The organism is Streptomyces sp. NPDC056480, from assembly GCF_042795405.1.
GTDB lineage: Bacteria > Actinomycetota > Actinomycetes > Streptomycetales > Streptomycetaceae > Streptomyces.
This window is the reverse complement of record NZ_JBHTSA010000020.1, coordinates 37398-57394: the sequence shown is the minus strand read 5'-3', so window position 1 is coordinate 57394 and position 19997 is coordinate 37398. Positions and strand designations below refer to the sequence as shown.

Here is a 19997-nt window from a genome sequence, read left to right as displayed (position 1 = left end):
GCCTCGGAACGTCTGCGGCGGGGCGGGGCAACACCGCTGATCGGGAGGGAAGTTGGCTGTTGCGGGTCATCACCCTGCCCGACGGACGGTGCGCGTGGGCCCGGGGTGTGCGGGTGGCGTTCCGTCCGTTGCGGAACCGTGTGTCACCGGGGCCCGGGCGTGAGTATTGTTCGCGCCGGGGTGGCCGGGAGTGGTCTCCCCGGAGGGGGAGAGACACATGGCGTGGAACAGGGAACGGGCCCGGATGGTGGCCACCGGGGACGATCACGCGGTGACGCCCGCGGAGCTCTTCTTCGACCTGGTGTTCGTGTACGCGATCACGCAGGTCACCGCTCTGATGGCGGCCGCGCCCTCGCCGGTGCGGGTGGTCGGCGCGATGGTCGTCCTCGCGCTGCTGTGGTGGTGCTGGTGCTGCTTCGCCTGGCTGGGGAATGTCGTACGGGCCGACTCCGGCGCCCTGTTCGGGGTCCTCGTCACGGTGATGGCCGTCGTCCTGATCGTGTCGCTCGCCGTCCCGGACGTGTTCGCGGACGCGCCGGGCGGGCTGCCGACGCCGCTGGTGTTCGTGCTCTGCTACGGCGCGGTGCGTGTCCTGCACCTGGCCTCGTACTGGATCTCCAGCCCCGACGACCCCGCCCTGCGCGCCACTCTGCGCCGCACGGCCCTGACGTCCGTCGTCCCGCCGCTGGTGCTGCTCCTGATCGGCAGCGCGTACAGCGGCCGGGTCCAACTCCTGCTGTGGCTGGGGGCGGTGGCCGTCGACTACCTCGGCATCTTCGTGACCGGCGCGACCGGCTGGCGGGTCAACTCCCCCGGGCACTTCTCCGAGCGGCACGGCCTGATCGTGATCATCGCGCTCGGCGAGTCCATCGTCGCGATGGGCGTCGGCGTGTCCGGCTTCCCGCTGACCTTCGCCGTGCTCGGCGCCTCGGCGGCCGGGCTGCTGCTCTCGGCCGGGCTGTGGCGGCTGTACTTCCGGCAGCTCGGCGAGGCGGCCGAGCACCGGCTCGCCGGTCTCCACGGCGACGACCGCACCCGGTTCGCGCGGGACGTGTACACGTTCCTGCACCTGCCGCTGGTCGCGGGCGTGGTGCTCACCGCGCTCGGGATGAAGAAGGTCCTCCAACAGGTCGCCGACACCGGGCACTACGGCCTCGCCGAGCCCCTCCACGGCGTCGTCGCCTGGTCGTTGACCGGGGGCGTCGGTGTGTATCTGCTGGGCGCGGCCGCGATCGTGCTGCGCACCACGGGCCGGCGGCCGACGGCCCTCGCCCTGGGCGGCGTGTGCTGCCTGGCGGCGGGCCCGCTCGTCGGTCTCGTCCCGGCCCTGGTGGCGCTCGTGTCCCTCGCCACGGTCGCGGCGGCCCTGGTGTGGCTGCACGGACGGCGGCGCGCGGCCCGGCCGTTCGAGGCCGTCGAGGCGGCCTGAGCGAGGGAGGGGGAGGACGGCCGCTGCCTCGCCCGCTGCCCGGTCTCAGTACGCCGCCGGCCGGTGGCCGATGAAGGCGCGCAGCCGGGTGGTGTCGGCGGCGGTCCAGCCGGGCGGGGGGAGGACGGCCGCCCAGCCGTCCACGGCTCCGGCGCCGTAGCGGTGGCCGTGCGGGGCGTCGACCCCGTACGAGACGGCCATGTCGACGGAGGTCTGCCAGAAGGCGACGAAGGGGAACCAGGTGATCTCGGGGGTGATGTCGGGCCCGAGGGGTTCGTCCAGCCAGGCGGGCCTGTCGAGGAGGAGGTCGGGCGACCACCAGACGACGGGGTCGGAGGCGTTCTGCAGATATACCGCGCGCGGGTGTTCCCATGCGGCGGCCGGGCGGGCGAGGTCGGTCTCGGGGAACTGGGCGAAGCGGATGTGGGCGCCGTCCCGGTACTGGGGGCGCCAGACGGGGCTGCCCGGGTCGCGGTCGCGGCGGATCTCGCGGGAGATCGGGGAGAAGTCGGGGGCGCCGAGGAGGAGGGCTCCGTCGGTGGAGGCGAGGAGGTCGTCGGCGCTGTCGAAGGAGGCTTCGACGGCGTAGGCGCCGAGGCTCTCGCCGGTGACGACGAGCCGGGGCCGGTGGCCGTCGGGGAGGGTGTCGAGCCTGGCGCGTACGGCGTCGACGAGGGCCCGGGTGGCCTGGCCCGCCTTCTCCTTGTCGACGAGGAAGGAGACCCAGCTGGGGAGGTACGAGTACTGGACGGCGACGATCGCGCTGTCCCCCTCGTACATGTACTCCAGGGCCTCGGCGACGTTCGGGTCGACCCAGCCGGTGCCGGTGGTGCCGGCGACGGCGAGCACGGCGCGGTCGAAGGCGCCGGTGCGTTCGAGTTCGCGGACGGCGAGCCTGGCCTGGGCGGCGAAGGGGCTGTCGTCCTGGAAGGCGGCGGGCAGCGCGGACGGTATGTAGACGCGGACGGGGTCGCGGGCGGGCCGGCCGGTCCAGGCGCTGAGGGTGTCGCGGGTGGGGGTGGAGCCGGCGAAGTTACGGCCCTGGTAGCCGAGGTCCTCCCAGGGGATGAGGGAGCCCGGTCCGCCGGAGACGAGCCGGGAGGCGGGGCGTCTGATGCCTTCCTTGGTCCCGCCGTTGGTGGCCTCGGCGATGCGGTCGGCGATGTCGACGACTCCTCGGTCGAAGACGATGTCGCGGACGCCGACGAGGACGAGGAGGGCGGAGACGACCACGCCGACGGCGAACGCGACCGGCCGGGGCATGAGCCGGCCGAGCTGTCGTATCAGGGTGACGGAGCCGAGTCGGACGGCGCGGGCGACGAGGAGCGCGGCGAGCAGCAGGCCGAGGGCGATGAGGGCGATCATCGGCGTGTGCCAGGTGAGGGCGGGCGGGAGCCCCTGGAGGACCCGGAGCTGACGCTGCATCCGGGCGCTCTCGGAGATGAACCAGACGGCGAGGACCGGGCTGAGCAGCCAGTACGCCTGCCAGCAGCGGGTACGGAACCGGGTGGGCGGCCGCCACGGGGCGACCGTCCGGTAGAGCCAGGCGAGGCCGGAGCCGAGGGCGTATCCGATGACGGCGGTGATCCCGCCGACGAGGCCCTGGAGGTACCAGGGGCGGGGCACGAGGGACGGGGTCAGGCTCGACCAGAAGAAGACCGTGGCGAGGCAGAGCGCGGTGAGGTCGGGCCAGCGGCGGATGCGGTACGAGGGGTCCGGGCGGTCCCAGTAGGGTCGCCGCGCGAAGGCGAGGAGCCGTTCCGCGGCGCGGCGCGGGAAGGGCGGACGAGGCGGGGGGCCGGCGGTGGCCCCGGGTCCCCGCAGCACCTCCCGCTCCTCGCCGGACGCGGGTCCGGCGGACCGATCGGGGCTGGTGTTCCGGGTCGGTCGAGGTCATCGGAACACCCTCGTACGCCCGGACACCGGTACGCAATCGGATTCGCCGCGGCCCGCGTCGGGGCGTGACGGAGGGTCAGCGGAGGCGTTCGTCCCGGTACGCGGGCGGCTCGGGTGCCGGCTCCGGGGCGGGATCGGCCGCCGGGGCGGCGGGCTCGGGCGCCCGGCGTTCGGGGCGCTGGGACCGGGAGGCCTCGGCGCGCAGCAGGGCCTGGAGAACGGCGAACGGGTCGACGGGCATGGCGGAGCTCCTCGTGGTGCGGGGGGGGTGATGTCGGGGCTGCGGAGAGGCGTGGGCCTCTCAGCAGCGCATCACCACGCACCGGAGCGCGTCGCCGCGCGGGCCGGGGACGGGGACGTGGGCCGGGGTGCGTCGCCGGTCCCGGGCGCCGTACGGGAGGCGGCGCGGGTGCCGGACCGGGCGGATGCCCGTCCGGTGCCGGCGGGAGCGGCCGGGCAGTCCGGCCTCGGTGCCGGCCGGGTCGTGGGTCTCGCCGCTCGGGTCGGAGGCCGGGGAGGCGGCGGCGGGCCGGAGTTCGGCCCCGCCGGTGAGCGTGCCGGCGGCCCCGGTGCCGATCAGCGCGGCGAGGACGAGGAGCAGCACGACCCAGAGGCGCCGGCCGGAGGCCGGGCAACGGCGCCGCCACCCGGGCCACGAGGACCCCGGTCGCGCGGAGTCCTGCCGCGCGCAGTCCTGTCGCGCACACCCCGGTCGCGCGCACACCTGCCGCGCGGCCCCCTGCCTCGCGCGCGCCGGGCGGCCCGCCGGGGTGGCGGGCGGCGCGGTGGTCGGCTCGGGCGCGGGGCTCACGGAGATCCGTACTGCCCCGCCGGGGTCCCGACACGCGTGTCCGGCCCGAGATCCGCCCGGGCGGCCTACGGGTGGGGACCGTGATTCACCGGTTCACCGCACGGGCGGCGATCACGTCACCGCACGGGCGGCGATCACGTCACCGCATGGGCGGCGAACACGCCGGTCAGGAGCTCGTCGTCCCCTCATCCGCGGCCGCGCGCCGCCTGCGGGCCGACATCCCCGCGTACACGAGCACGCCCACGAAGAGGAACAGCACGCCCTGGTAGACGGCTGCGTAGCCGGAGCCCGCGACCAGCCAGAGGGAGAAGCCGAAGGCCGCGAGGGTGAGGACGGTGTCGCGGATCAGCCGGGGGCGGTGGACCCGGTCGGACTGTCCGGAGAGGAGGAAGTGGAACTGCGCGGCGGAGGAGAGCAGATAGGGCACGGTGGCGGTGAAGGTCGTGACGAGGACGAGGGTCTCGAAGACGCCCGCGGTGCCTGCCGTGTAGTTGTAGACGGTGAGCAGCGAGGCGAGGACGACGGTCACGAGGACGCCGACCGTGGGGACCCCGCGCCGCTTCCTGGCGAAGACCTTCGGGAAGAGGCCGTCGCGGGCCGCCGCGTAGGGCGTCTGGGCGCTCAGCAGGGTCCAGCCGTTGAGGGCGCCGAGCATGGAGACGAGGGCCATGCAGGCGACGGCCGTGCCGCCCCAGGAGCCGCCGAACATGAGGTTGACGGCGTCCGTGAAGGGGGCGCTGGAGGCGACGAGCCGCTCGTGCGGGACGGTGCCGAAGACGGACAGGGTGGTGAGCAGGTAGAGGAAGGCGGCGGCGAGGGTGCCGAGGACGGTCGCGCGGCCGACGTTGCGGCGCGGGTCGCGGACCTCTCCGGCGCTGACGGCGGCCGACTCGACGCCGAGGTAGCTGAAGAGCAGGATCGCGGCGGAGGCGGAGACGGCTCCGAGTGCGCTCTCGTCGCCGGCCCGGAAGGGCCCGAGGTTGGAGCTGTCGAAGAAGAGGAGTCCGCCGACGGCGACGAGCAGCAGCGGGACGAACTTGAGCACGGTCGCGACGATCTGCACGGCGCCGACGTAGCGGGTGCCGGCGAGGTTCGCGAGGGCCGGGAGCCACTGGACGAGGAGCGCGGCGGCGAGGGTGGCGGGCATCGATCCGTGCAGCGGGATCAGCACGTCGAGGTAGCCGACGGCGGCGACGGCCAGGGCGGCGTTGGAGACCCACGCGGTGATCCAGTACGACCAGGCCGTCAGGAATCCGGCGAAGTCGCCGAAGGCCTCGCGGGCGTAGACGTACGGTCCGCCGGTCCTGGGGTGGCGGTGGGCGAGGCGGCCGAAGACGAGGGCGAGGGCGATCGCGCCGAGGGTGAGGATGCCGAAGGCGACGAGGCTGATGGTGCCGTAGGGGGCGACGGAGGCCGGCAGCAGGAAGATTCCGCCGCCGATGATGTTGCCCATGACCAGGGCGGTCGCGACGGGGAGGCCGAAACGGCGGGAGTGCTTGCCGTCTCCCCCGGCGGCTCCGGAGGTTCCGGTGACTCCGGTGACTCCGGTGACTCCGGTGACTCCGGTGGCCTTGGGGGTTCCGGTGGCCTCGGTGAGCCCTGGGGTCCCCGGGGCTTCGGTGCCGCTCTGTGGAGTTGTGGTGGCCGTGCTCATGCGGTGGTGCGCCTTCCGTCGTACATTCCGGGCCATCGTCCGGTAGCGGCGAACAGGCGTCCAAATCAGCGGTTTTTGTCCTGTGTGACCGGCCCATCAACCGGAAGAAGTGATTCCGATCCGTCCGTGGGCGGCGAAATCTCCAGCGGGACCTGCGGCCCCGAGCACTCCCGCAGCCAGCGCCGCAGCACCCGGTGCACCTGCTCCGCGCCGACCAGCTCCTCCCCCGCCCCGACCGGCGGCGACAGCTCCGGCGGCGAGAGGAGGAAGGGATACGACTGCTCGCCGCCGAGGCCTCCGTGCGAGCCGATCTGCTCCTCGAAGGCGTGCACGGTGCCCGTCGCCGGGTCGTACATCGAGTTGACCATGATGTCCGCGACGTGCGGGAAACCGTCCGTACGCCGTACCGCCCGCGCCGCGCCCCGGCCGAAGACGGCGAGCGGTCCCCCGTCGTCGAGATCGGCGACCGGCACCTCCACCCCGTCGCGGGCCAGCACCACCGAGCCGTGCTCGGCACTCGCGACCAGGACGAATCCGATGCCCGGATGGTGGGAGAGGGCGCGGAGCAGCGCCGGGTGACGCCGGTCGATCTCCTCCCGGGTCATCCGGTGGGGCACGTCGGGGAACGAGATGAGACCGAGGTTGCCTGAGGCCAGGACGAGCGGCTCGGAGAGCCGGGCGGGCAGCTCCTTCGCGGTCTCCCCGCTCTCGTCCACCGGCCGGTGCAGCGCGAGGCGCAGCGCGTCCCTGGCCGCGTCCCGCGCCTCCGACCCTCCCCCGGACTCCGTCCGGGGGTACCCCCCGCGGATCCTGCGAACCCGGCGCGGCACCGGAAGGCCGCACCCGGCCCTGACCAGGTCCTTGAGCGTCAGCCCGTACGCGCCCTCGAAGGTCTCGCCGGGACTCTGCCCGTGGTCCGAGAGCAGCACGATCCGGTACGGGCGCGGCGCGTGCTCGGCGACGGTGGCGATCAGCGCGATCGAGCGGTCGAGGCGGCGCAGGACCTGGTCGGTGTCCCGGCCGTGCGGGCCCGAGTGGTGGGCGACCTCGTCGTAGGCGACGAGGTCGGCGTAGACGGCGGTCCGCCCGGCGAGCATGTCCCCCATCACGGCCGAGACGACGACGTCCCGCTCCACGACCGTCGCGAAGGCGCGCACGAAGGGGTACGTGCCGCCGCGCGAGACCCGCGGGGTCTCGCGGCGCAGCAGGGCCCGGGTCGACTGGAACACCTCGCGGCCGCACTCGGCGACCAGCGATCCGGCGGTGCGGACGGCGTTGGCCGGGTCGGAGAAGTACGCGAAGTAGCCGGCGCGCGAGCGGTTGCGCGGGCCGCGGCGGGCTGCCATCGACAGGACGAGCGCGAGTTGGTCGGCGCCGCCGCTGAACAGGTTGCCGCGCGAGGCCCCGTCGACGGTGAGCAGGCCGCCGTCCCCGGTGCGGCGCACGGCCCTGCGCTGGAGCTCCACGGCACTGGCCGGGCGGTTCGACACCATGAGCCGGCCGGTGTCCTTCTCGTACCAGCGGAAGGCGGGCACGTCCTCGTTGGAGCCGTGCAGGATGCCGAGCTGGCTCGCGCCGGTCTGGCTGGACCAGTCGGTGCGCCACGGGGTGAGCCGGTGGCCCGCGTCGATCCAGGACGCCACGGTGGGCATGAGCCCGTCGGCGACGGCGCCGCGCAGGACGTCGTGGCCGACGCCGTCGAGCTGGAGGAACACCGTCCCGGGGACGTGCTCGGGCGCGTCGTCCGACGCGCGGGGCCGGGTGCGGCCGGTGAGCCGGTAGAGCCTGCGCCGGTAGGCGTCGTCGTCGCGGACGGCGAGGGCGGTGGAGGTGGCGGAGGCGACGGCGGACATGACGGCGGCGACCACGACGGCGGTCTCGGGGTTGGCGGCGCCCCGCCCGTCGGGGATCAGCCAGAGCGCGACGAGCAGCATCGAACCGTTGAGGAAGAACACGAGCAGACCGAGCACGAGCGCGGGGACCAGCAGCAGGCCCCGCACGATCACCGGCCACACGAGGGCGCCGAGCAGGCCGAAGGCGCCGGCCGCGGCGGCGGCGGTGAGCGCCGTCCTCGTGAAGGTGTCGCCACCGGCGGACTGCAGCTCGAAGTCGGGGAGCAGCCCGGCGAGGATCAGCATCGTGAGCGTCGACACCGCCCACACCACGATCACCCGCCCCAGCGCCCCGCCCGCGGACCGCCAGCGGTCGGCGCCACCCCATCGCCCGTCACCCACGCCCGCTACACCTTTCACCCGTTTCCTGCCTCAAGCGTGGCACAACGCCCACGGGTGGCGGGGAAAACGAGTGACGGCGATCGGCCCGGGTGTGTCAGGTCGTACGTGCCGCGTACGTCGGACCGCGTGTGAAGAGGTGGGTGGGAGCGCGCGTGAAGACACGGGTGGGAGCGCGTGTGAAGACGTAGGCGGGTGGGCGCGTGAAGGCGTAGGCGGGGGCGCGCGTGAAGACGTACGAGAAGTCGTACATGAGGTCGCGGGAGAGGTCGCCGCCACGGATCGCTCCGTCGGGGCGCCGTGCCGGGTCGCCGGGCGCGCGGAGGCGGTCTCAGCAGCCGTCGTACCCGGCCGTCGGCATCGAGAGCCGCCGGTGGACCCCCGCCTTGGCCGCCGCGTCGTACTCCGGCTCGCACGCCGGCCCGTCGGAACAGGCGGTCTCCACCCGCACCCCGCGCCGCGCGCACTCCGCGCGGAAGCCGGGCACGGAGGTCAACGCGCGCGCGAGGACCCGCTCGTTGGCGGCGACGAACACGTCGACCGCCCCCGCCTCCACGTCCACCCACAGGGCCTCGTGATCGGGCCGGATCCCGTAGAACAGCAACTGGCGGGCGACCACGTACCCCTTGTCGTCGGCCCAGCGCGCACACACCGCGTGCTGGCGGCGCGTGTCCACGAGGAAGGGGTCGCTGTCCAGCTCTTCGAGCGGGGTGAGGCTGGCGATCGCCGCCACCCGAACGTCGTCCATGCGCCGACCCTACTGCGGGACGGGACGGCCGAACATCCTCCGGCGCCCGCTCCGGACATTTACCCTCGATACGGAGTGAGGGTACGAGCGCGGACATCGTGAACGGCGGTGGACGACGGCCGGAACCCGAGACGACGGAGGGCGGCATGCCGGTGGAGGTCACCTGGTGGGGTCACGCGACCTGCACGGTCGAGGACTCCGGGGTCCGCTTCCTCACCGATCCGCTGTTCGCGCGGCGGCTCGCGCACCTGCGGCGGCGGCGCGGCGCCCTGCCGCCGCCCGAGGCCGCGGTCGCCGAGGCGGTCCTCGTCTCGCACCTGCACTCCGACCATCTGCACCTGCCGTCGCTGGCCCGGCTCGCGCCCGGGACGCTCCTCGTCGTGCCGCGCGGCGCCCCCGCCGCCGTACCGGGGCTGCGCAGGCTCGACGGGAACGGGCTGCGGCTCACCGAGGTGGAACCGGGCGACACCGTGACGGTCGAGGGCGTGACGGTACGGGCCGTGCCGGCGCTCCACGACGGACGGCGGCTGCCGGTGGGACCGCATCGCGCCCCTGCGCTCGGGTACGTCGTCGAGGGCGAGGCACGGACGTACTTCGCCGGGGACACCGGCCTCTTCGACGGGATGGCGGATGCGGTGGGCTCGGTGGACGTGGCGCTGCTGCCGGTCGGCGGCTGGGGCCCGTATCTGGGGCACGGCCATCTCGACGCGGGCCGGGCGGCCGAGGCGCTCGCCGCGCTGTCGCCCGCCGCGGCGGTCCCGGTGCACTACGGCACGTACTGGCCGATCGGGCTCGACGGGATCAGACCGCACGAGTTCCACGCGCCGGGCGACGAGTTCGTACGGCACGCGGCGCGGCTGGCGCCGAAGGTCGCCGTCCATCTGCTCGGGCACGGCGAGCGGGTACGTCCGGAGGTGGCCCGGTGAGCCGGCGGACGAGGGGTGGGCGGACGGCGCGGTCGGGGGGCGGCCGGTGATCCACGGGCTCACCGGGGTCGTGACGGCGGTGCGGGAGCTGCCGCCGGAGTCGACGCAGCAGGCCGTCGGCTATCCCTCCCTGTTCCTCCTCGTGGCGCTCGGCGCCCTGGTGCCGGTCGTGCCGACGGGCGCGATCGTCAGTTCGGCGGCGGTGGTCGCCTTCCACCAGAGCTCGCCGCTCGCGCTGCTCTTCGTCTTCCTGGTGGCGGCGTTCGCGGCGCTCCTCGGCGACACCGCCCTGTACTGGCTGGGGCAGCGCGGGGTGCGCTCCCGCAACGGCTCGCGGTGGCTCGCCGCGCTGCGCGGCCGGGTGACGCCGGAGCGGCTCGCCCACGCGCAGGAGCGGCTCGACACGCATCAGGTGTCGGTGCTCGTCCTGTCCCGGCTCGTGCCGGCGGGGCGGATCCCGGTGATGCTGGCGTGTCTGCTGTCGGAGATGCCGCTGCGGCGGTTCGTGCGCGGCGACCTGGCGGCCTGTCTGGCGTGGGCGGCGACGTACCAGCTGATCGGGATCCTGGGCGGTTCGCTGTTCCCGGAGCCCTGGCAGGGTGTCGTCGCGGCGGTCGGCCTCACCGTGCTCATCAGCGCCGTCCCGGGGCTGTGGCGGCGGTTCCGGGGGCCGCGGGCGAAGGTGGGCGAGGCGTCGGGGCGGTAGGCGCGGGGCGGAGTCGGGCGAGGCCTCGGGGCGCGGTGCCGGGCCGCGGTGCCTGGGTGTGGTGCCGGGCCGCGGTGTCGGGCTGTGGGCCCGGGGGCACGGGAGGTGGGGGCGGGGTGGGGGCACGCCCTTGTCAGGGCGCGAGCACCCGTGAGCCGCCGACCGGCAGGTCCCACAGGTCCTCGCGGCGCAGCCCGGCCTGCTCCCAGGCGGTCCTGACCCGGGTGAGGGGTTCGAGGACGGGCTCCGAGGACAGCACGAAGGTCGCCCAGTGCATCGGGGCCATCCGCCGCGCCCCCAGGTCCTGGTGGGCGCGGACCGCCTCCTCCGGGTCGGTGTGGACGTCGCTGAGCCACCAGCGGGGGTCGTAGGCGCCGATCGGCAGCAGGGCCAGGTCGATGCCGGGGTACCGGCGGCCGATCTCGGCGAACCAGTGGCCGTACCCGGTGTCCCCCGCGAAGTGGACACGCCGCCCGGAGCGGTCGGTGAGCACCCAACCGCCCCACAGGGAGCGGCAGGTGTCCAGGAGGGTGCGCTTGGACCAGTGGTGGGCGGGGACGAAGTCGAAGCGCACGCCGTCGAGTTCGGCCGCCTCCCACCAGTCGAGTTCGGTGACCCGGCTGAACCGGCGGCGGGCGAACCAGCGGCCGAGGCCGGCCGGGACGAAGAGGGGGGTGTGCCGGGGAAGCCGCTTCAGGGTCGGGGCGTCGAGGTGGTCGAAGTGGTTGTGGCTGATGACGACGGCGTCGATGCGCGGCAGGTCCTCCCAGCGGACGCCGACGGGGGTGAGCCGGGCGGGTGTGCCGAAGATCCGGCGGGACCAGACCGGATCGGTGAGGACGGTGAGCCCTCCCATCCGCAGCACCCAACTGGCGTGCCCCGCCCAGGTGACGGCGAGGGTGTCGGGTCCGGCGGGCGGCAGCGGACCCGGCTCGAAGGGCAGCAGCGGGATGTCACGGAGGCCTTCGGGGCGGGGGCGTACGGCTCCCTCGCGGGCGAGGCGGGCCAGGGCCCGCACGCCGGGGAGCGGGGCGGTGAGCCGGTCGGAGAAGCTGCGGGGCCAGTCGAGGCGCAGGCGGCCGACGGGATGGAGGACGGGCGCGGGCGCGGGGGAAGGGGCGGGAGCGGTGGCGGGATCGGGCTGGTACGGGGCGGCCTGGGCGGCCCGCGTGGGGTGTGCCGTCCGTTCCGTCATCTGCGGGCTCCGTTCTGCGCGGATGGTTCGGCTCGTGCGGAGGGTGGTCGGTCTGGTCCGGGTGATGCGGAGGGGCGGGGGCGGCCGGCCCGTACGGTGCGCACGGTCCGTACCGCGCTCACGGTCCGTACGGTGCGCTGGACCCGTACGACCACGGCTCCCGCGGCGTGCGCGGGTCGCTTCGGCGGGCGGCCGACCGGGGGTGCTGTCACCGGAGTTCCTCCAGCATTCCTCCGAACTCCGCCAGCTTCGCCGCCACATGGGGAAGCGTCTCCGGGTCCCTCGCTCCGAGCGTCTCCGCCCGTTCCTCCTCCGTACCGCCCAGGAACATGCCGGTGCCGAACCTGACGCGCAGGGCGCCGAGTTCGTCGCCGAAGCGGTGGCCGCCGGTCGCGGGGGCGCCGAGGCGCGCGCCGAGGTGGCTCTCCAGCTCCAGGGAGTCGGTGACGCCCCGGGCGGCGAGACCGGCCCGCAGGGGCCCGAGGTCGGCGTACAGGTGGCGGCCCGCCTGCGGCGGCCGGGCCAGGGCCCCGGCGGCGAGTACCGCGCGGTGCGCGGCCGCGGCCAGCCGGCCGTGGACGGCGGCCGCGCGCCGGGCTCGTACGGTGACGTCCTCGGGTTCGTCCAGGGCGTGCGCGGCAGCGGGGGCGACGGGCCCGGGGACGACGGCCCCGAGGGCGGTGAGTACGTCGAGGACGCGGGCGCGGCGATCGGTCCAGCGGTCGGCGCGCGACGGGTCGGTGGGCGGGAAGCGGGCGACGGCGCAGGGCCAGGCGGCCGGGGTGAGGGCACCCCCGAGGTCGGAGAGGACGGTCACGTCGTCCGGGCACATCTCGGCGGGGCTGAGGAGCACGGTGTCCTCGGGGTGGTGGCGGGTGTCGCGCCAGGTCTCGTCGCTGATGACGTGCAGTCCCTCGGCGACGGCGGCCTCGCACGCCTCGCGGACGAGTTCGGGCGGGGCGACGGTGGCGGTGGGGTCGTCGGCGACGGAGAGCAGGAGGACGCGCGGGGTGCCGCCCTCGGCGCGGATCCGTCGGACGGTCTCCAGGAGGGCGTACGGGTCGGGGACGCCGCCGGCCTCGGCGGGGGTCGGTACGTGGTAGGCCGGGCGGCCCAGGAGTCGGGCCTGCGGGGTCCACCAGGCGGGGCAGGGCCGGGGCAGCAGGAGGTCGCCGCCGTGGGCGGCGATCAGGGCGAGCAGCAGCGCGGGGGCGCCGGGGCCGGCCACGACGTCCTCGGGGTGGGTGCGCAGGCCGCGCCGCCACCAGTAGCCGGAGGCGGCCTCGCGCAGCACGGGGCCGCCGCCGGGCGGCTCGGGGGCGGTCCGTCCCGCGGCGGCCGCGAGGAGCCCGGCGAGTCCGGGCAGGACGGGCAGGCCGGTGTCGGGGGCGGGAGGGCCGTAGCGCACCGGGCCACGGCCGTCCGGAGCCGTCTGCCGCATGTCCCGTACCTCCTGAGGGCACGGGGGCGCCGGCACGGCACCCCCGTGCCCTTTATACGAAGGTTCGGCCGTTTCCGCCGCTCCAGGCGTCGGTTCAGGCGATCACGCGGACGATCGTTCAGGCTTCGGTTCAGGCTTCGGTTCAGACGACGGTCACCGGGTGGCGCACGATCGCGTTGAAGAGATAGCCCTGGGTGTTGTGGACGGCCCGCTCGGGCTGGGTGTTGCCGGCGGTGTCGGTGGTCCGCGAGAGCAGGGTGACCGGTCCGGTGGCGCGCGGGAGCCACGGCGCGCTCCAGCGGACCCAGCCGTCCCGCCGCGGGGTGTCGTGGAGGTGGGCCCGGCGCCAGTGCGCGCCGCCGTCGGTGGACACCTCGACCGCGCGTACGGGGGCGTGCGCGGACCAGGCCCTGCCGGTCAGCCGGTGGAGACGCCCGGCCTCCAGGGTGGCGCCGAAGGGGAGCTGGTAGCCGGACTTGACCGTCTGACGGCTGATCGGGGCGCTGCCGCCTGCCGGGTGGGCGTCGCCGAAGAGGCGGTACCAGTCCGTGGACCAGGGCGAGCTGAGCGGACGGGTGGAGACCTCGATGTCGCCGAGCCACTTGATGGAGGCGATGCCGACCCAGGAGGGCACCACGAGCCGCACCGGATGGCCGTGGTCGTACGGGAGGGGCTCGCCGTTCATCTCGTACGCCAGGATCACGTCGTCGAAGGCCTTGGCGACCGGCAGCGGGCGGCGGACCCGGCCGTAGTCGATCCCTCCGGAGACGTACGGGTCGTCGAGGCCGCGCGGCTGGAGGTCGACGGCGTCGCGGGCGATCCCGGCCTTGCGCAGCACGTCGGCGAGGCGCACCCCGCGCCAGCGGGCGGCTCCGACGGCGCCGAGGGTCCAGGCGGTGCCGGTGACCGGCTGGCCCTGCTGGCTCGCGTAGAGGCTGCGGCCGTTCCCGGCGCACTCGATCAGGGCCGTCCGGGTGACGGAGGGCAGGTCCCGGAGCTGCCCGTAGGTGAAGTGGACCGGGTTGCGGCCGTGCAGGCCGTCGCCCCAGAGGGTCAGGCGCCAGTCGGCGGCGTCGAGGACGGGGGTGGTGGTGTGGTTGCGGACGAAGAAGCGGTCGACGGGGGTGAGGCGTCCGGTGTCCCCGAAGCCGTCGAAACGCGCCTCGGCGTTGGTGCCCCGGACGGTGAAGTACTCGGCCGGGAGGGCCTTGACGATCCCGGGCGCGGCGAGGGGGACGGCGGCTCCGGCGGCCGTGGCGCGTGCGGGGGCGTTCGCGAGGGCGTGCCCGGATGCCGCGGAGGCCGTGGTGGCGGTGGCGAGCCCGCCGAGGGCGGAGACCGCCGGGGCCGCCGCGAGGACCTTCAGCACGGAACGGCGGGCGGGCGCGGGCGAGTTCGGCACGGGACTCCTCGGCGGGTGGGAGAGGCGCGCCACCGGGCGGCGGCGCGGCCGATCCTAGGGGCGGAAGGGCGGTCGGGACGGGCCGTTCATCGTGCTGTCACAGGGGGTTCGTCAGGTCGGTCCGGACGGTGGCCGGTCCGGCGGACCGCAGGTGCGGAGGCGGACGCGGCGAGGGGTCGGAACTGTGAAGGCGGGTCCGGGAGGCGGCCCGAAATTGCGAGGCGGCCGGGGTGTCGTGCGGACGACAATGCGGCATGCCGATTCGAGAGGCCCTTCCCGAGGACGCGGCGGGCATCGCAGCCGCGCACGTGCTGTCCTGGCGGGCCGCCTACCGCGACCTGCTGCCCGGCCCCTACCTGGACGCCCTGGACGTGGAGGAGCGCACCGCCACCTGGCGGGCCCGTCTCACCGCCCCGCGACGGCCCACGGTCCTGGTCGAGACGGGCCCCGACGAGCGGGTGCGGGCGTTCTCCTGTCTCCGCGCCTGGCCGGACGACGCGTTCGACCCGCGGACCACGGCCGAACTCGCCGCCCTCTACGCCCTGCCGGAGGTGTGGGGCACGGGAGTCGGGCGGGCCCTCCTGGCGGCCTCCACGGAGGCCCTGGTGGCGGCCGGGTTCCGCACGGCGGTGCTGTGGGTGTTCGCGGGGAACGCGCGGGGGCGCCGCTTCTACGAGGCGGCGGGCTGGCGCCCGGACGGGGAGGCCGTGCGGGAGGAGACGGGCGGCCGGATGCTCGAAGAACTCCGGTACCGGGGGGACCTGTTGACCTGAGCCACCACACCGACCTTGTCCACATCTCAAGACACGGATCTCATCATGCGACATCCCTGCGTACGGTGGTGAGCACGCACCCACACCGAGGGAGTCGCTCCGATGACGCATGCCTCCACCTCCTCCGCGCAGCCCACGGGCCACGAGACGGCCCATGAGACGGCCGTCTACACCCATGGCCACCACGAGTCGGTCCTGCGCTCGCACAACTGGCGGACCGCCGCCAACTCCGCGGCCTATCTGCTGCCCGCGCTCTCCGCGGGTCTGGACGTCCTGGACGTGGGCTGCGGACCCGGCACCATCACCGCCGACCTGGCCGCCCTGGTCGCCCCCGGCCGGGTCACCGCGGTCGACGCGGCGGAGGAGGTCCTGGCGAAGGCCCGTACCGTCGCGGCCGAACGCGGCCTGGAGAACGTCGAGTTCGCCGTCGCCGACGTGCACGCCCTGGACTTCCCCGACGACTCCTTCGACGTGGTCCACGCCCACCAGGTGCTCCAGCACGTCGGCGACCCGGTGCGGGCGCTGCGCGAGATGCGGCGGGTGTGCCGCCCCGGCGGGATCGTCGCGGCCCGCGACAGCGACTACGGTGCCTTCGCCTGGTATCCCGAACGGCCCGTCCTGGACGACTGGCTGGACCTGTACCACCGGGTCGCCCGGTCCAACGGCGGCGAACCGGACGCGGGACGGCGGCTGTTCTCCTGGGCACGGCAGGCCGGCTTCACCGACATCACGACGACCGCCGGCACCTGGTGTTTCGCGACGCCCGATGAGCGGGCCTGGTGGAGCGGCCTGTGGGCGGACCGGACGACCGGCTCCGGCTACGCCGACCTGGCCGTGACCGGCGGCCACGCGACGAAGGAGCAGCTGACGGAGATCGCGGACGCCTGGCGGGAGTGGGGTACGCGGGAGGACGCCTGGTTCATGGTCCCGCACGGCGAGATCGTGTGCCGGGTGTCCTGACCGGCCCGCGGGCCGGAGGGCGGGCGGGGCGGGCGGGGCGGGCTTCGGCGCATCCGGGGAGAAGCGGCCGTCGGGGCGGTTCCCGCCGAACCCGGCGTGGTCACCAACCGGCCCGGCGTGGTCACCGCCACCGCCCAGCCCGGGCATGGCCACGCTCGACCCTGCGTGGTCACGCTCGGCCCTGCGTAGTGACCTCCCAGCCCGGGCGTGGTCCCCGCCCGGCCCTGCGTGGTCACGCTCGGCCCGGGCATGGTCACGCTCGGCCCGGCGTAGTCACCGCTGGGCCCTTCCGTGGTCGCCGCGGAACCCGAGGCGGTCGGCGAGCGCCCGGTGGCGGGCGTTCCGGGCCTCGTCGACGGGCGCCGCGTACGTGTCCAGGAGCTGGAGGAGGAGGCGGAAGCCGAGGTCCGGGTCGACCGCGGTGACCACGTCCTCCAGGACCCGGGCCACCCCGCGCAGCCGTTCCGCGTCGGCGTGCACCGCCTCGCGCACCTCCCGCAGCACCGCCTCCGTGAGATCGGTCCTGGCGGGCGAGAGGAAGGGCGCGTAGGCGGGGTCGACCTCCGCGAGGTGGGCGTGGCACACCTGGGAGACCTGCTCCAGCCAGGCCCGCCCGTCCGCGTCGAACTCGTCCTGGTCGAGGACGTGCGGGCGCCCCGAAGCGGTCCTCCAGAGCAGGCCGACCGCCTCCTCCGGCAGGGCTGAGTCGAGGAGCCGCCAGGCGTCGTCGAGGAGCACCGCGGCGTAGGCCCCCGGAGGGTGTCCCGGGGCGTCGTCGGCGACCCGCTGGATGTGCTCGCGCGGGGTGCCCGCGTGGATCCACTCGGTCCCGCGGAGCGCGGACGCGAGCTCCGGCAGCCCGAAACGGCCGTGTGCGAAGTCGCGACGGCCCGGGTCGAGGGGGCGCCAGCGCACGGTCAGTCCCTCGTGGACGGCGGCCGGAGGGTAGGCCAGCGCGTCCCCGAGGGCGAGCAGCCGGTCGTACGCGTCCGCGTCGACCGGCACGGAGTACGCCTTGAGCGCCCTGAGGAACAGCCGGAGCCCGAGGTCGGCGTCCGCCTCCCGCACGACCCGGAGGAGGGCCGGGACGATGCCCGGTACGGCGACACGGAGCCCGAGACCGGCGGCGGCCGACTCGATCTCGGCGGCCACGGTCGTGCGCAGCTCCTCCTCCGGCACGACGGGCCGTGTCGCGTCCAGGGACCGTGCCTCGTACGGGTCTCGCTCCGGAGCGCGCGGAGGGCACAGCTCCGCGACCCCGTCCAGCCAGGTCCGGGTGTCCGTGCCCTCCTCCGCGGGGTCGAAGCAGCGGCGTACGGCCGCCAGCCACACGGTGCGGAGCACGTCGTCCGGCAGCGGGGACTCCAGGAGCAGCCGTACGTCCGCGCCGAGCCGGTGGTCGTCGTCCTCCGCCTCGGACGCGGCGACGTCGAGGACCACGGCACCGTCGAGGCGGAGGGTCGACCGGGCGCACAGGGTGCCGGCGAGTCCGCTGAGCCCGAAGTCGGCCGCGTAGTCGTAGAAGTAGACCTCCCGCGTGCGCGCCATTCCCGTACCTCCTGCCTCCCGGGCGGAAGGGGCGCCCCCCGGCGCGAAGGACGCCCCTTCCCATGGTCGGCGCAAGGCGCGTCCGGCGCCCCTTCCGCCGGAGGTGCCGGGGCGGGGATCAGCGCGGTCGGGTGGCGGGCGGCCGGTCGTCGTGGGTCACCGTGGTGGCGCCCACGAACGGCAGCAGCCGGTGGGCCTCCTCGTCCAGGGCCGCCCGGTCGGTGGCGCGGAGCGGGCGGAACGGGGCGAGTCGCAGGGTTCCGGCGTCGAGTGACCACGTTCCGTGCACCCGGCCGTCCACGAGGAAGGTGGGCCGGACCTGCGCCGAGCCCGGCATCACGCGGGGACGGTCCTCGTCGCCGATGATCCGGGTCCGGTCGGCGTGGCCGAGCAGGACGTTGTCGAACGCGGGCAGCAGTCGCACCGGGGCGGGGGTCTCGGGGTCGGGCAGCTCCGCGCCGGCCAGGTCGAACAGCTCCCCGCCTCCGGGGCCGGAGTATCGGCGCAGCTCGGCGCCCATCTCCGCGACGACCTCGCCCAGGCGGGTCAGCCCGCACCAGGCCTGGACGTCCTTCACGCCGGCCGGGCCGAAGGCGGCGAGGTAGCGGCGGATCAGCTCCTTCGCCGCGTCGCCGTCGCCGTCGCCGTCGCCGTCGCCGTCGCCGGTGGCCGCGATCGCGAGTGGCCGTCCGAGCCACGCTTCGGCGGGCGTGACGGAGATCGCCGACCGGTTGCCCCAGGCACCCCAGGAGCCCGTGGCGGGATCGTGGACGAGCGGAGTCCGCAGCTCGACCTCCCCCGCCAGGATCCGTCCGTCGTGACCGGGGTGGCGTTCGGCGAGCTGCCGGGCCAGTTCCCTGCGGGGCAACGTCCCGCCCCCGAGCAGGGCGAGCCCCTCGGTGACGAGGGACTCCGCGTCCAGGCCCGCGCCGTGCCCGGTGGCGCGGTTCCGGGTGAAGTACGACGAGCCGGCGGTGCGGTCGAGCACGGGCTGCACCAGCGGCCGCAGGCGGCGGAAGTCGCCGGCCGCGGTGAGGTGCTGGGTACTGCGGAGCAGGGCGGACCGGACGACCCTCCGGTCCTCGACGAGCGCGGTGAGATCCGCCCGGGTGAAGCCGTGGATCCTGCTCCACAGGCCGACGTAGGGCCAGTTGGGCTCCTGCGCCTGGAGGGCGACCAGACGCCCGATCACGTCGAGCGGCGTTCGGTCGGTGCGGGCGAGCAGGAACTGCCGGTCGAGGAGCGCCCGGTTCAGGACCCGGAGGGAGAGGGCGGTCACGACAGACGCACCGAGACGTTGCCCCGGTAGGCCCCCTGGAGCAGCGAGAGGAACGCGCCGGGCACGTCCTCGATGCCGCCCTCGACGACCGTCTGCGGGTGGACGAGGCGGCCCTCGCCCAGCCACGCACGGAAGTGTCGCTGCCAGGCCTCGAACTGCTCGGGCGTGAGGTGGCAGGAGAACGGCAGCAGGTCGACGCCCCTGGCCTCGGCCGCCGCGCGGTCGGGCTCCGGGAAGCGGTCCGCCGCGTCGCCGAGCTGGCTCGACAGCGAGCCGCACAGGGCGAACCGCGCCCCGGGCCGGGCGGCGCGCAGCGCGGCGTCGTACTGCTCGCCGCCGACCACGTCGAAGAACACCGAGATGCCCTCGGGCGCCAGCTCCCGGAGCCGGTCGGCCGGGGAGCCGTCGTGGTAGTCGAACGCGGCGTCGAAGCCGAGCTCGTTCACCAGGTACGCGGCCTTCGCCGGGGTTCCCGCGCTGCCGATCACCCGCGCCGCGCCGAGACACCGGGCGATCTGACCGGCCAGTGAACCGACCCCGCCCGCCGCGCCGGAGACGAACACCACGTCGCCCTCGCCGACGGCCGCGACGTCGGCCGTCCCGTAGTAGGCGGTCGGCCCCTGGCCGAGGTGATGGCCGACGTCGGGGAAGAGCGACGGGTCGAGCTTGTCGTACGCGGCGGCCGGGCCCGCCGAGTACTCGCTCCAGCCGGTCATCGACCGGACCAGGTCGCCGGCGGCGAGCGCGGGGCTCGCGGACCGGACGACCGTGCCGACGGTGGCGACGCCCACCCGCCGCCCCGGCTGCCAGGGCGGCACCGGGAGGGTGGAGTCGGCCCGCATCAGCTCCAGGTACGTCGCGGCGAGCCCGACCCGTTCGGTGCGCACCAGGACCTCGCCGTCCACCTCCGTCTCGGCGACGGTGAAGTGGCCGGGCGTCGGGACGCCGGTGATCTGAGCGGCCAGCCGGATCTCACGAGTGATCATTTCTTGGTCCTC

At 75.1% G+C, this 19997-nt stretch carries 17 protein-coding genes; 5 read left to right on the top strand and 12 right to left on the bottom strand.

From position 1 onward, the window contains the following. Window positions 1–217 precede the first annotated feature (217 nt). The gene (locus ACFQ79_RS11985; protein ID WP_383581807.1) at window positions 218–1429 is read left to right on the top strand and encodes a low temperature requirement protein A; all 1212 of its coding nucleotides are present in this window, start codon (window positions 218–220) and stop codon (window positions 1427–1429) included. A gap of 45 nt (window positions 1430–1474) precedes the next feature. Here ACFQ79_RS11985 and ACFQ79_RS11980 read toward each other — a convergent pair whose 3' ends face one another. The 6 genes from ACFQ79_RS11980 to ACFQ79_RS11955 form a co-directional block, all read right to left on the bottom strand. Beyond that, on the bottom strand, window positions 1475–3256 hold the full coding sequence (locus tag ACFQ79_RS11980) for an alpha/beta hydrolase (protein WP_383581804.1): 1782 nt from the start codon (window positions 3254–3256) through the stop codon (window positions 1475–1477). A gap of 145 nt (window positions 3257–3401) precedes the next feature. Then, on the bottom strand, window positions 3402–3566 hold the full coding sequence (locus tag ACFQ79_RS11975) for a hypothetical protein (protein WP_383581801.1): 165 nt from the start codon (window positions 3564–3566) through the stop codon (window positions 3402–3404). Between the two features lie 60 nt (window positions 3567–3626). Continuing rightward, entirely contained in the window at window positions 3627–3929 is a 303-nt protein-coding gene (locus ACFQ79_RS11970; protein ID WP_383581799.1) for a hypothetical protein, read from the bottom strand. 373 nt (window positions 3930–4302) lie between these two features. Then, the gene (locus tag ACFQ79_RS11965; RefSeq protein WP_383581797.1) at window positions 4303–5790 is read right to left on the bottom strand and encodes an amino acid permease; all 1488 of its coding nucleotides are present in this window, start codon (window positions 5788–5790) and stop codon (window positions 4303–4305) included. A 65-nt stretch (window positions 5791–5855) separates the two neighbouring features. Then, window positions 5856–8024: a phage holin family protein gene (locus ACFQ79_RS11960; protein WP_383581795.1), complete on the bottom strand. Its 2169-nt coding sequence runs from the start codon at window positions 8022–8024 to the stop codon at window positions 5856–5858. Window positions 8025–8352: 328 nt separating this feature from the next. After that, on the bottom strand, window positions 8353–8769 hold the full coding sequence (locus tag ACFQ79_RS11955; protein WP_383581793.1) for a hypothetical protein: 417 nt from the start codon (window positions 8767–8769) through the stop codon (window positions 8353–8355). A 146-nt stretch (window positions 8770–8915) separates the two neighbouring features. Between ACFQ79_RS11955 and ACFQ79_RS11950 the strand changes: the two genes are divergently transcribed. Together ACFQ79_RS11950 and ACFQ79_RS11945 are read left to right on the top strand one after the other, a co-directional pair. Next, a complete protein-coding gene (locus ACFQ79_RS11950; protein WP_383581791.1) occupies window positions 8916–9695 on the top strand; it encodes an MBL fold metallo-hydrolase in 780 nt (259 codons plus the stop codon). A gap of 46 nt (window positions 9696–9741) precedes the next feature. After that, complete coding sequence (locus tag ACFQ79_RS11945; RefSeq protein WP_383581788.1) at window positions 9742–10401, top strand: DedA family protein; 660 nt, start codon at window positions 9742–9744, stop codon at window positions 10399–10401. 133 nt (window positions 10402–10534) lie between these two features. On the opposite strand, the gene ACFQ79_RS11940 is transcribed toward ACFQ79_RS11945, so the two are convergent. The 3 genes from ACFQ79_RS11940 to ACFQ79_RS11930 form a co-directional block, all read right to left on the bottom strand. Next, a complete protein-coding gene (locus tag ACFQ79_RS11940; RefSeq protein ID WP_383581786.1) occupies window positions 10535–11596 on the bottom strand; it encodes an MBL fold metallo-hydrolase in 1062 nt (353 codons plus the stop codon). Between the two features lie 208 nt (window positions 11597–11804). Continuing rightward, a complete protein-coding gene (locus ACFQ79_RS11935) occupies window positions 11805–13037 on the bottom strand; it encodes an aminotransferase class I/II-fold pyridoxal phosphate-dependent enzyme (RefSeq protein WP_383581784.1) in 1233 nt (410 codons plus the stop codon). Window positions 13038–13179: 142 nt separating this feature from the next. Then, complete coding sequence (locus tag ACFQ79_RS11930) at window positions 13180–14439, bottom strand: sulfite oxidase (RefSeq protein WP_383581782.1); 1260 nt, start codon at window positions 14437–14439, stop codon at window positions 13180–13182. A gap of 254 nt (window positions 14440–14693) precedes the next feature. Between ACFQ79_RS11930 and ACFQ79_RS11925 the strand changes: the two genes are divergently transcribed. Beyond that, the gene (locus ACFQ79_RS11925; protein WP_383581780.1) at window positions 14694–15212 is read left to right on the top strand and encodes a GNAT family N-acetyltransferase; all 519 of its coding nucleotides are present in this window, start codon (window positions 14694–14696) and stop codon (window positions 15210–15212) included. 102 nt (window positions 15213–15314) lie between these two features. Beyond that, complete coding sequence (locus ACFQ79_RS11920; RefSeq protein ID WP_383581778.1) at window positions 15315–16172, top strand: methyltransferase domain-containing protein; 858 nt, start codon at window positions 15315–15317, stop codon at window positions 16170–16172. A gap of 273 nt (window positions 16173–16445) precedes the next feature. Here ACFQ79_RS11920 and ACFQ79_RS11915 read toward each other — a convergent pair whose 3' ends face one another. The 3 genes from ACFQ79_RS11915 to ACFQ79_RS11905 form a co-directional block, all read right to left on the bottom strand. Further along, complete coding sequence (locus ACFQ79_RS11915) at window positions 16446–17720, bottom strand: hypothetical protein (protein WP_383581776.1); 1275 nt, start codon at window positions 17718–17720, stop codon at window positions 16446–16448. 118 nt (window positions 17721–17838) lie between these two features. Then, on the bottom strand, window positions 17839–18999 hold the full coding sequence (locus ACFQ79_RS11910) for a winged helix DNA-binding domain-containing protein (RefSeq protein ID WP_383581774.1): 1161 nt from the start codon (window positions 18997–18999) through the stop codon (window positions 17839–17841). Then, window positions 18996–19985 (bottom strand): zinc-binding dehydrogenase, encoded by a 990-nt coding sequence (locus ACFQ79_RS11905; RefSeq protein WP_383581772.1) that lies wholly within the window; start codon window positions 19983–19985, stop codon window positions 18996–18998. The genes ACFQ79_RS11910 and ACFQ79_RS11905 overlap by 4 nt, the downstream gene beginning before the upstream one ends. Between the last annotated feature and the right edge of the window lie 12 nt (window positions 19986–19997).

What these genes read in the sequence shown, in the direction of transcription:
- ACFQ79_RS11965 (WP_383581797.1), bottom strand. Translation starts at nt 5,790, where the DNA reads ATGAGCACGGCCACCACAACTCCACAGAGCGGCACCGAAGCCCCGGGG.
- ACFQ79_RS11935 (WP_383581784.1), bottom strand. Translation starts at nt 13,037, where the DNA reads ATGCGGCAGACGGCTCCGGACGGCCGTGGCCCGGTGCGCTACGGCCCT.
- ACFQ79_RS11950 (WP_383581791.1), top strand. Translation starts at nt 8,916, where the DNA reads ATGCCGGTGGAGGTCACCTGGTGGGGTCACGCGACCTGCACGGTCGAG.
- ACFQ79_RS11975 (WP_383581801.1), bottom strand. Translation starts at nt 3,566, where the DNA reads ATGCCCGTCGACCCGTTCGCCGTTCTCCAGGCCCTGCTGCGCGCCGAG.
- ACFQ79_RS11940 (WP_383581786.1), bottom strand. Translation starts at nt 11,596, where the DNA reads ATGACGGAACGGACGGCACACCCCACGCGGGCCGCCCAGGCCGCCCCG.
- ACFQ79_RS11955 (WP_383581793.1), bottom strand. Translation starts at nt 8,769, where the DNA reads ATGGACGACGTTCGGGTGGCGGCGATCGCCAGCCTCACCCCGCTCGAA.
- ACFQ79_RS11905 (WP_383581772.1), bottom strand. Translation starts at nt 19,985, where the DNA reads ATGATCACTCGTGAGATCCGGCTGGCCGCTCAGATCACCGGCGTCCCG.
- ACFQ79_RS11925 (WP_383581780.1), top strand. Translation starts at nt 14,694, where the DNA reads ATGCCGATTCGAGAGGCCCTTCCCGAGGACGCGGCGGGCATCGCAGCC.
- ACFQ79_RS11915 (WP_383581776.1), bottom strand. Translation starts at nt 17,720, where the DNA reads ATGGCGCGCACGCGGGAGGTCTACTTCTACGACTACGCGGCCGACTTC.
- ACFQ79_RS11920 (WP_383581778.1), top strand. Translation starts at nt 15,315, where the DNA reads ATGACGCATGCCTCCACCTCCTCCGCGCAGCCCACGGGCCACGAGACG.
- ACFQ79_RS11985 (WP_383581807.1), top strand. Translation starts at nt 218, where the DNA reads ATGGCGTGGAACAGGGAACGGGCCCGGATGGTGGCCACCGGGGACGAT.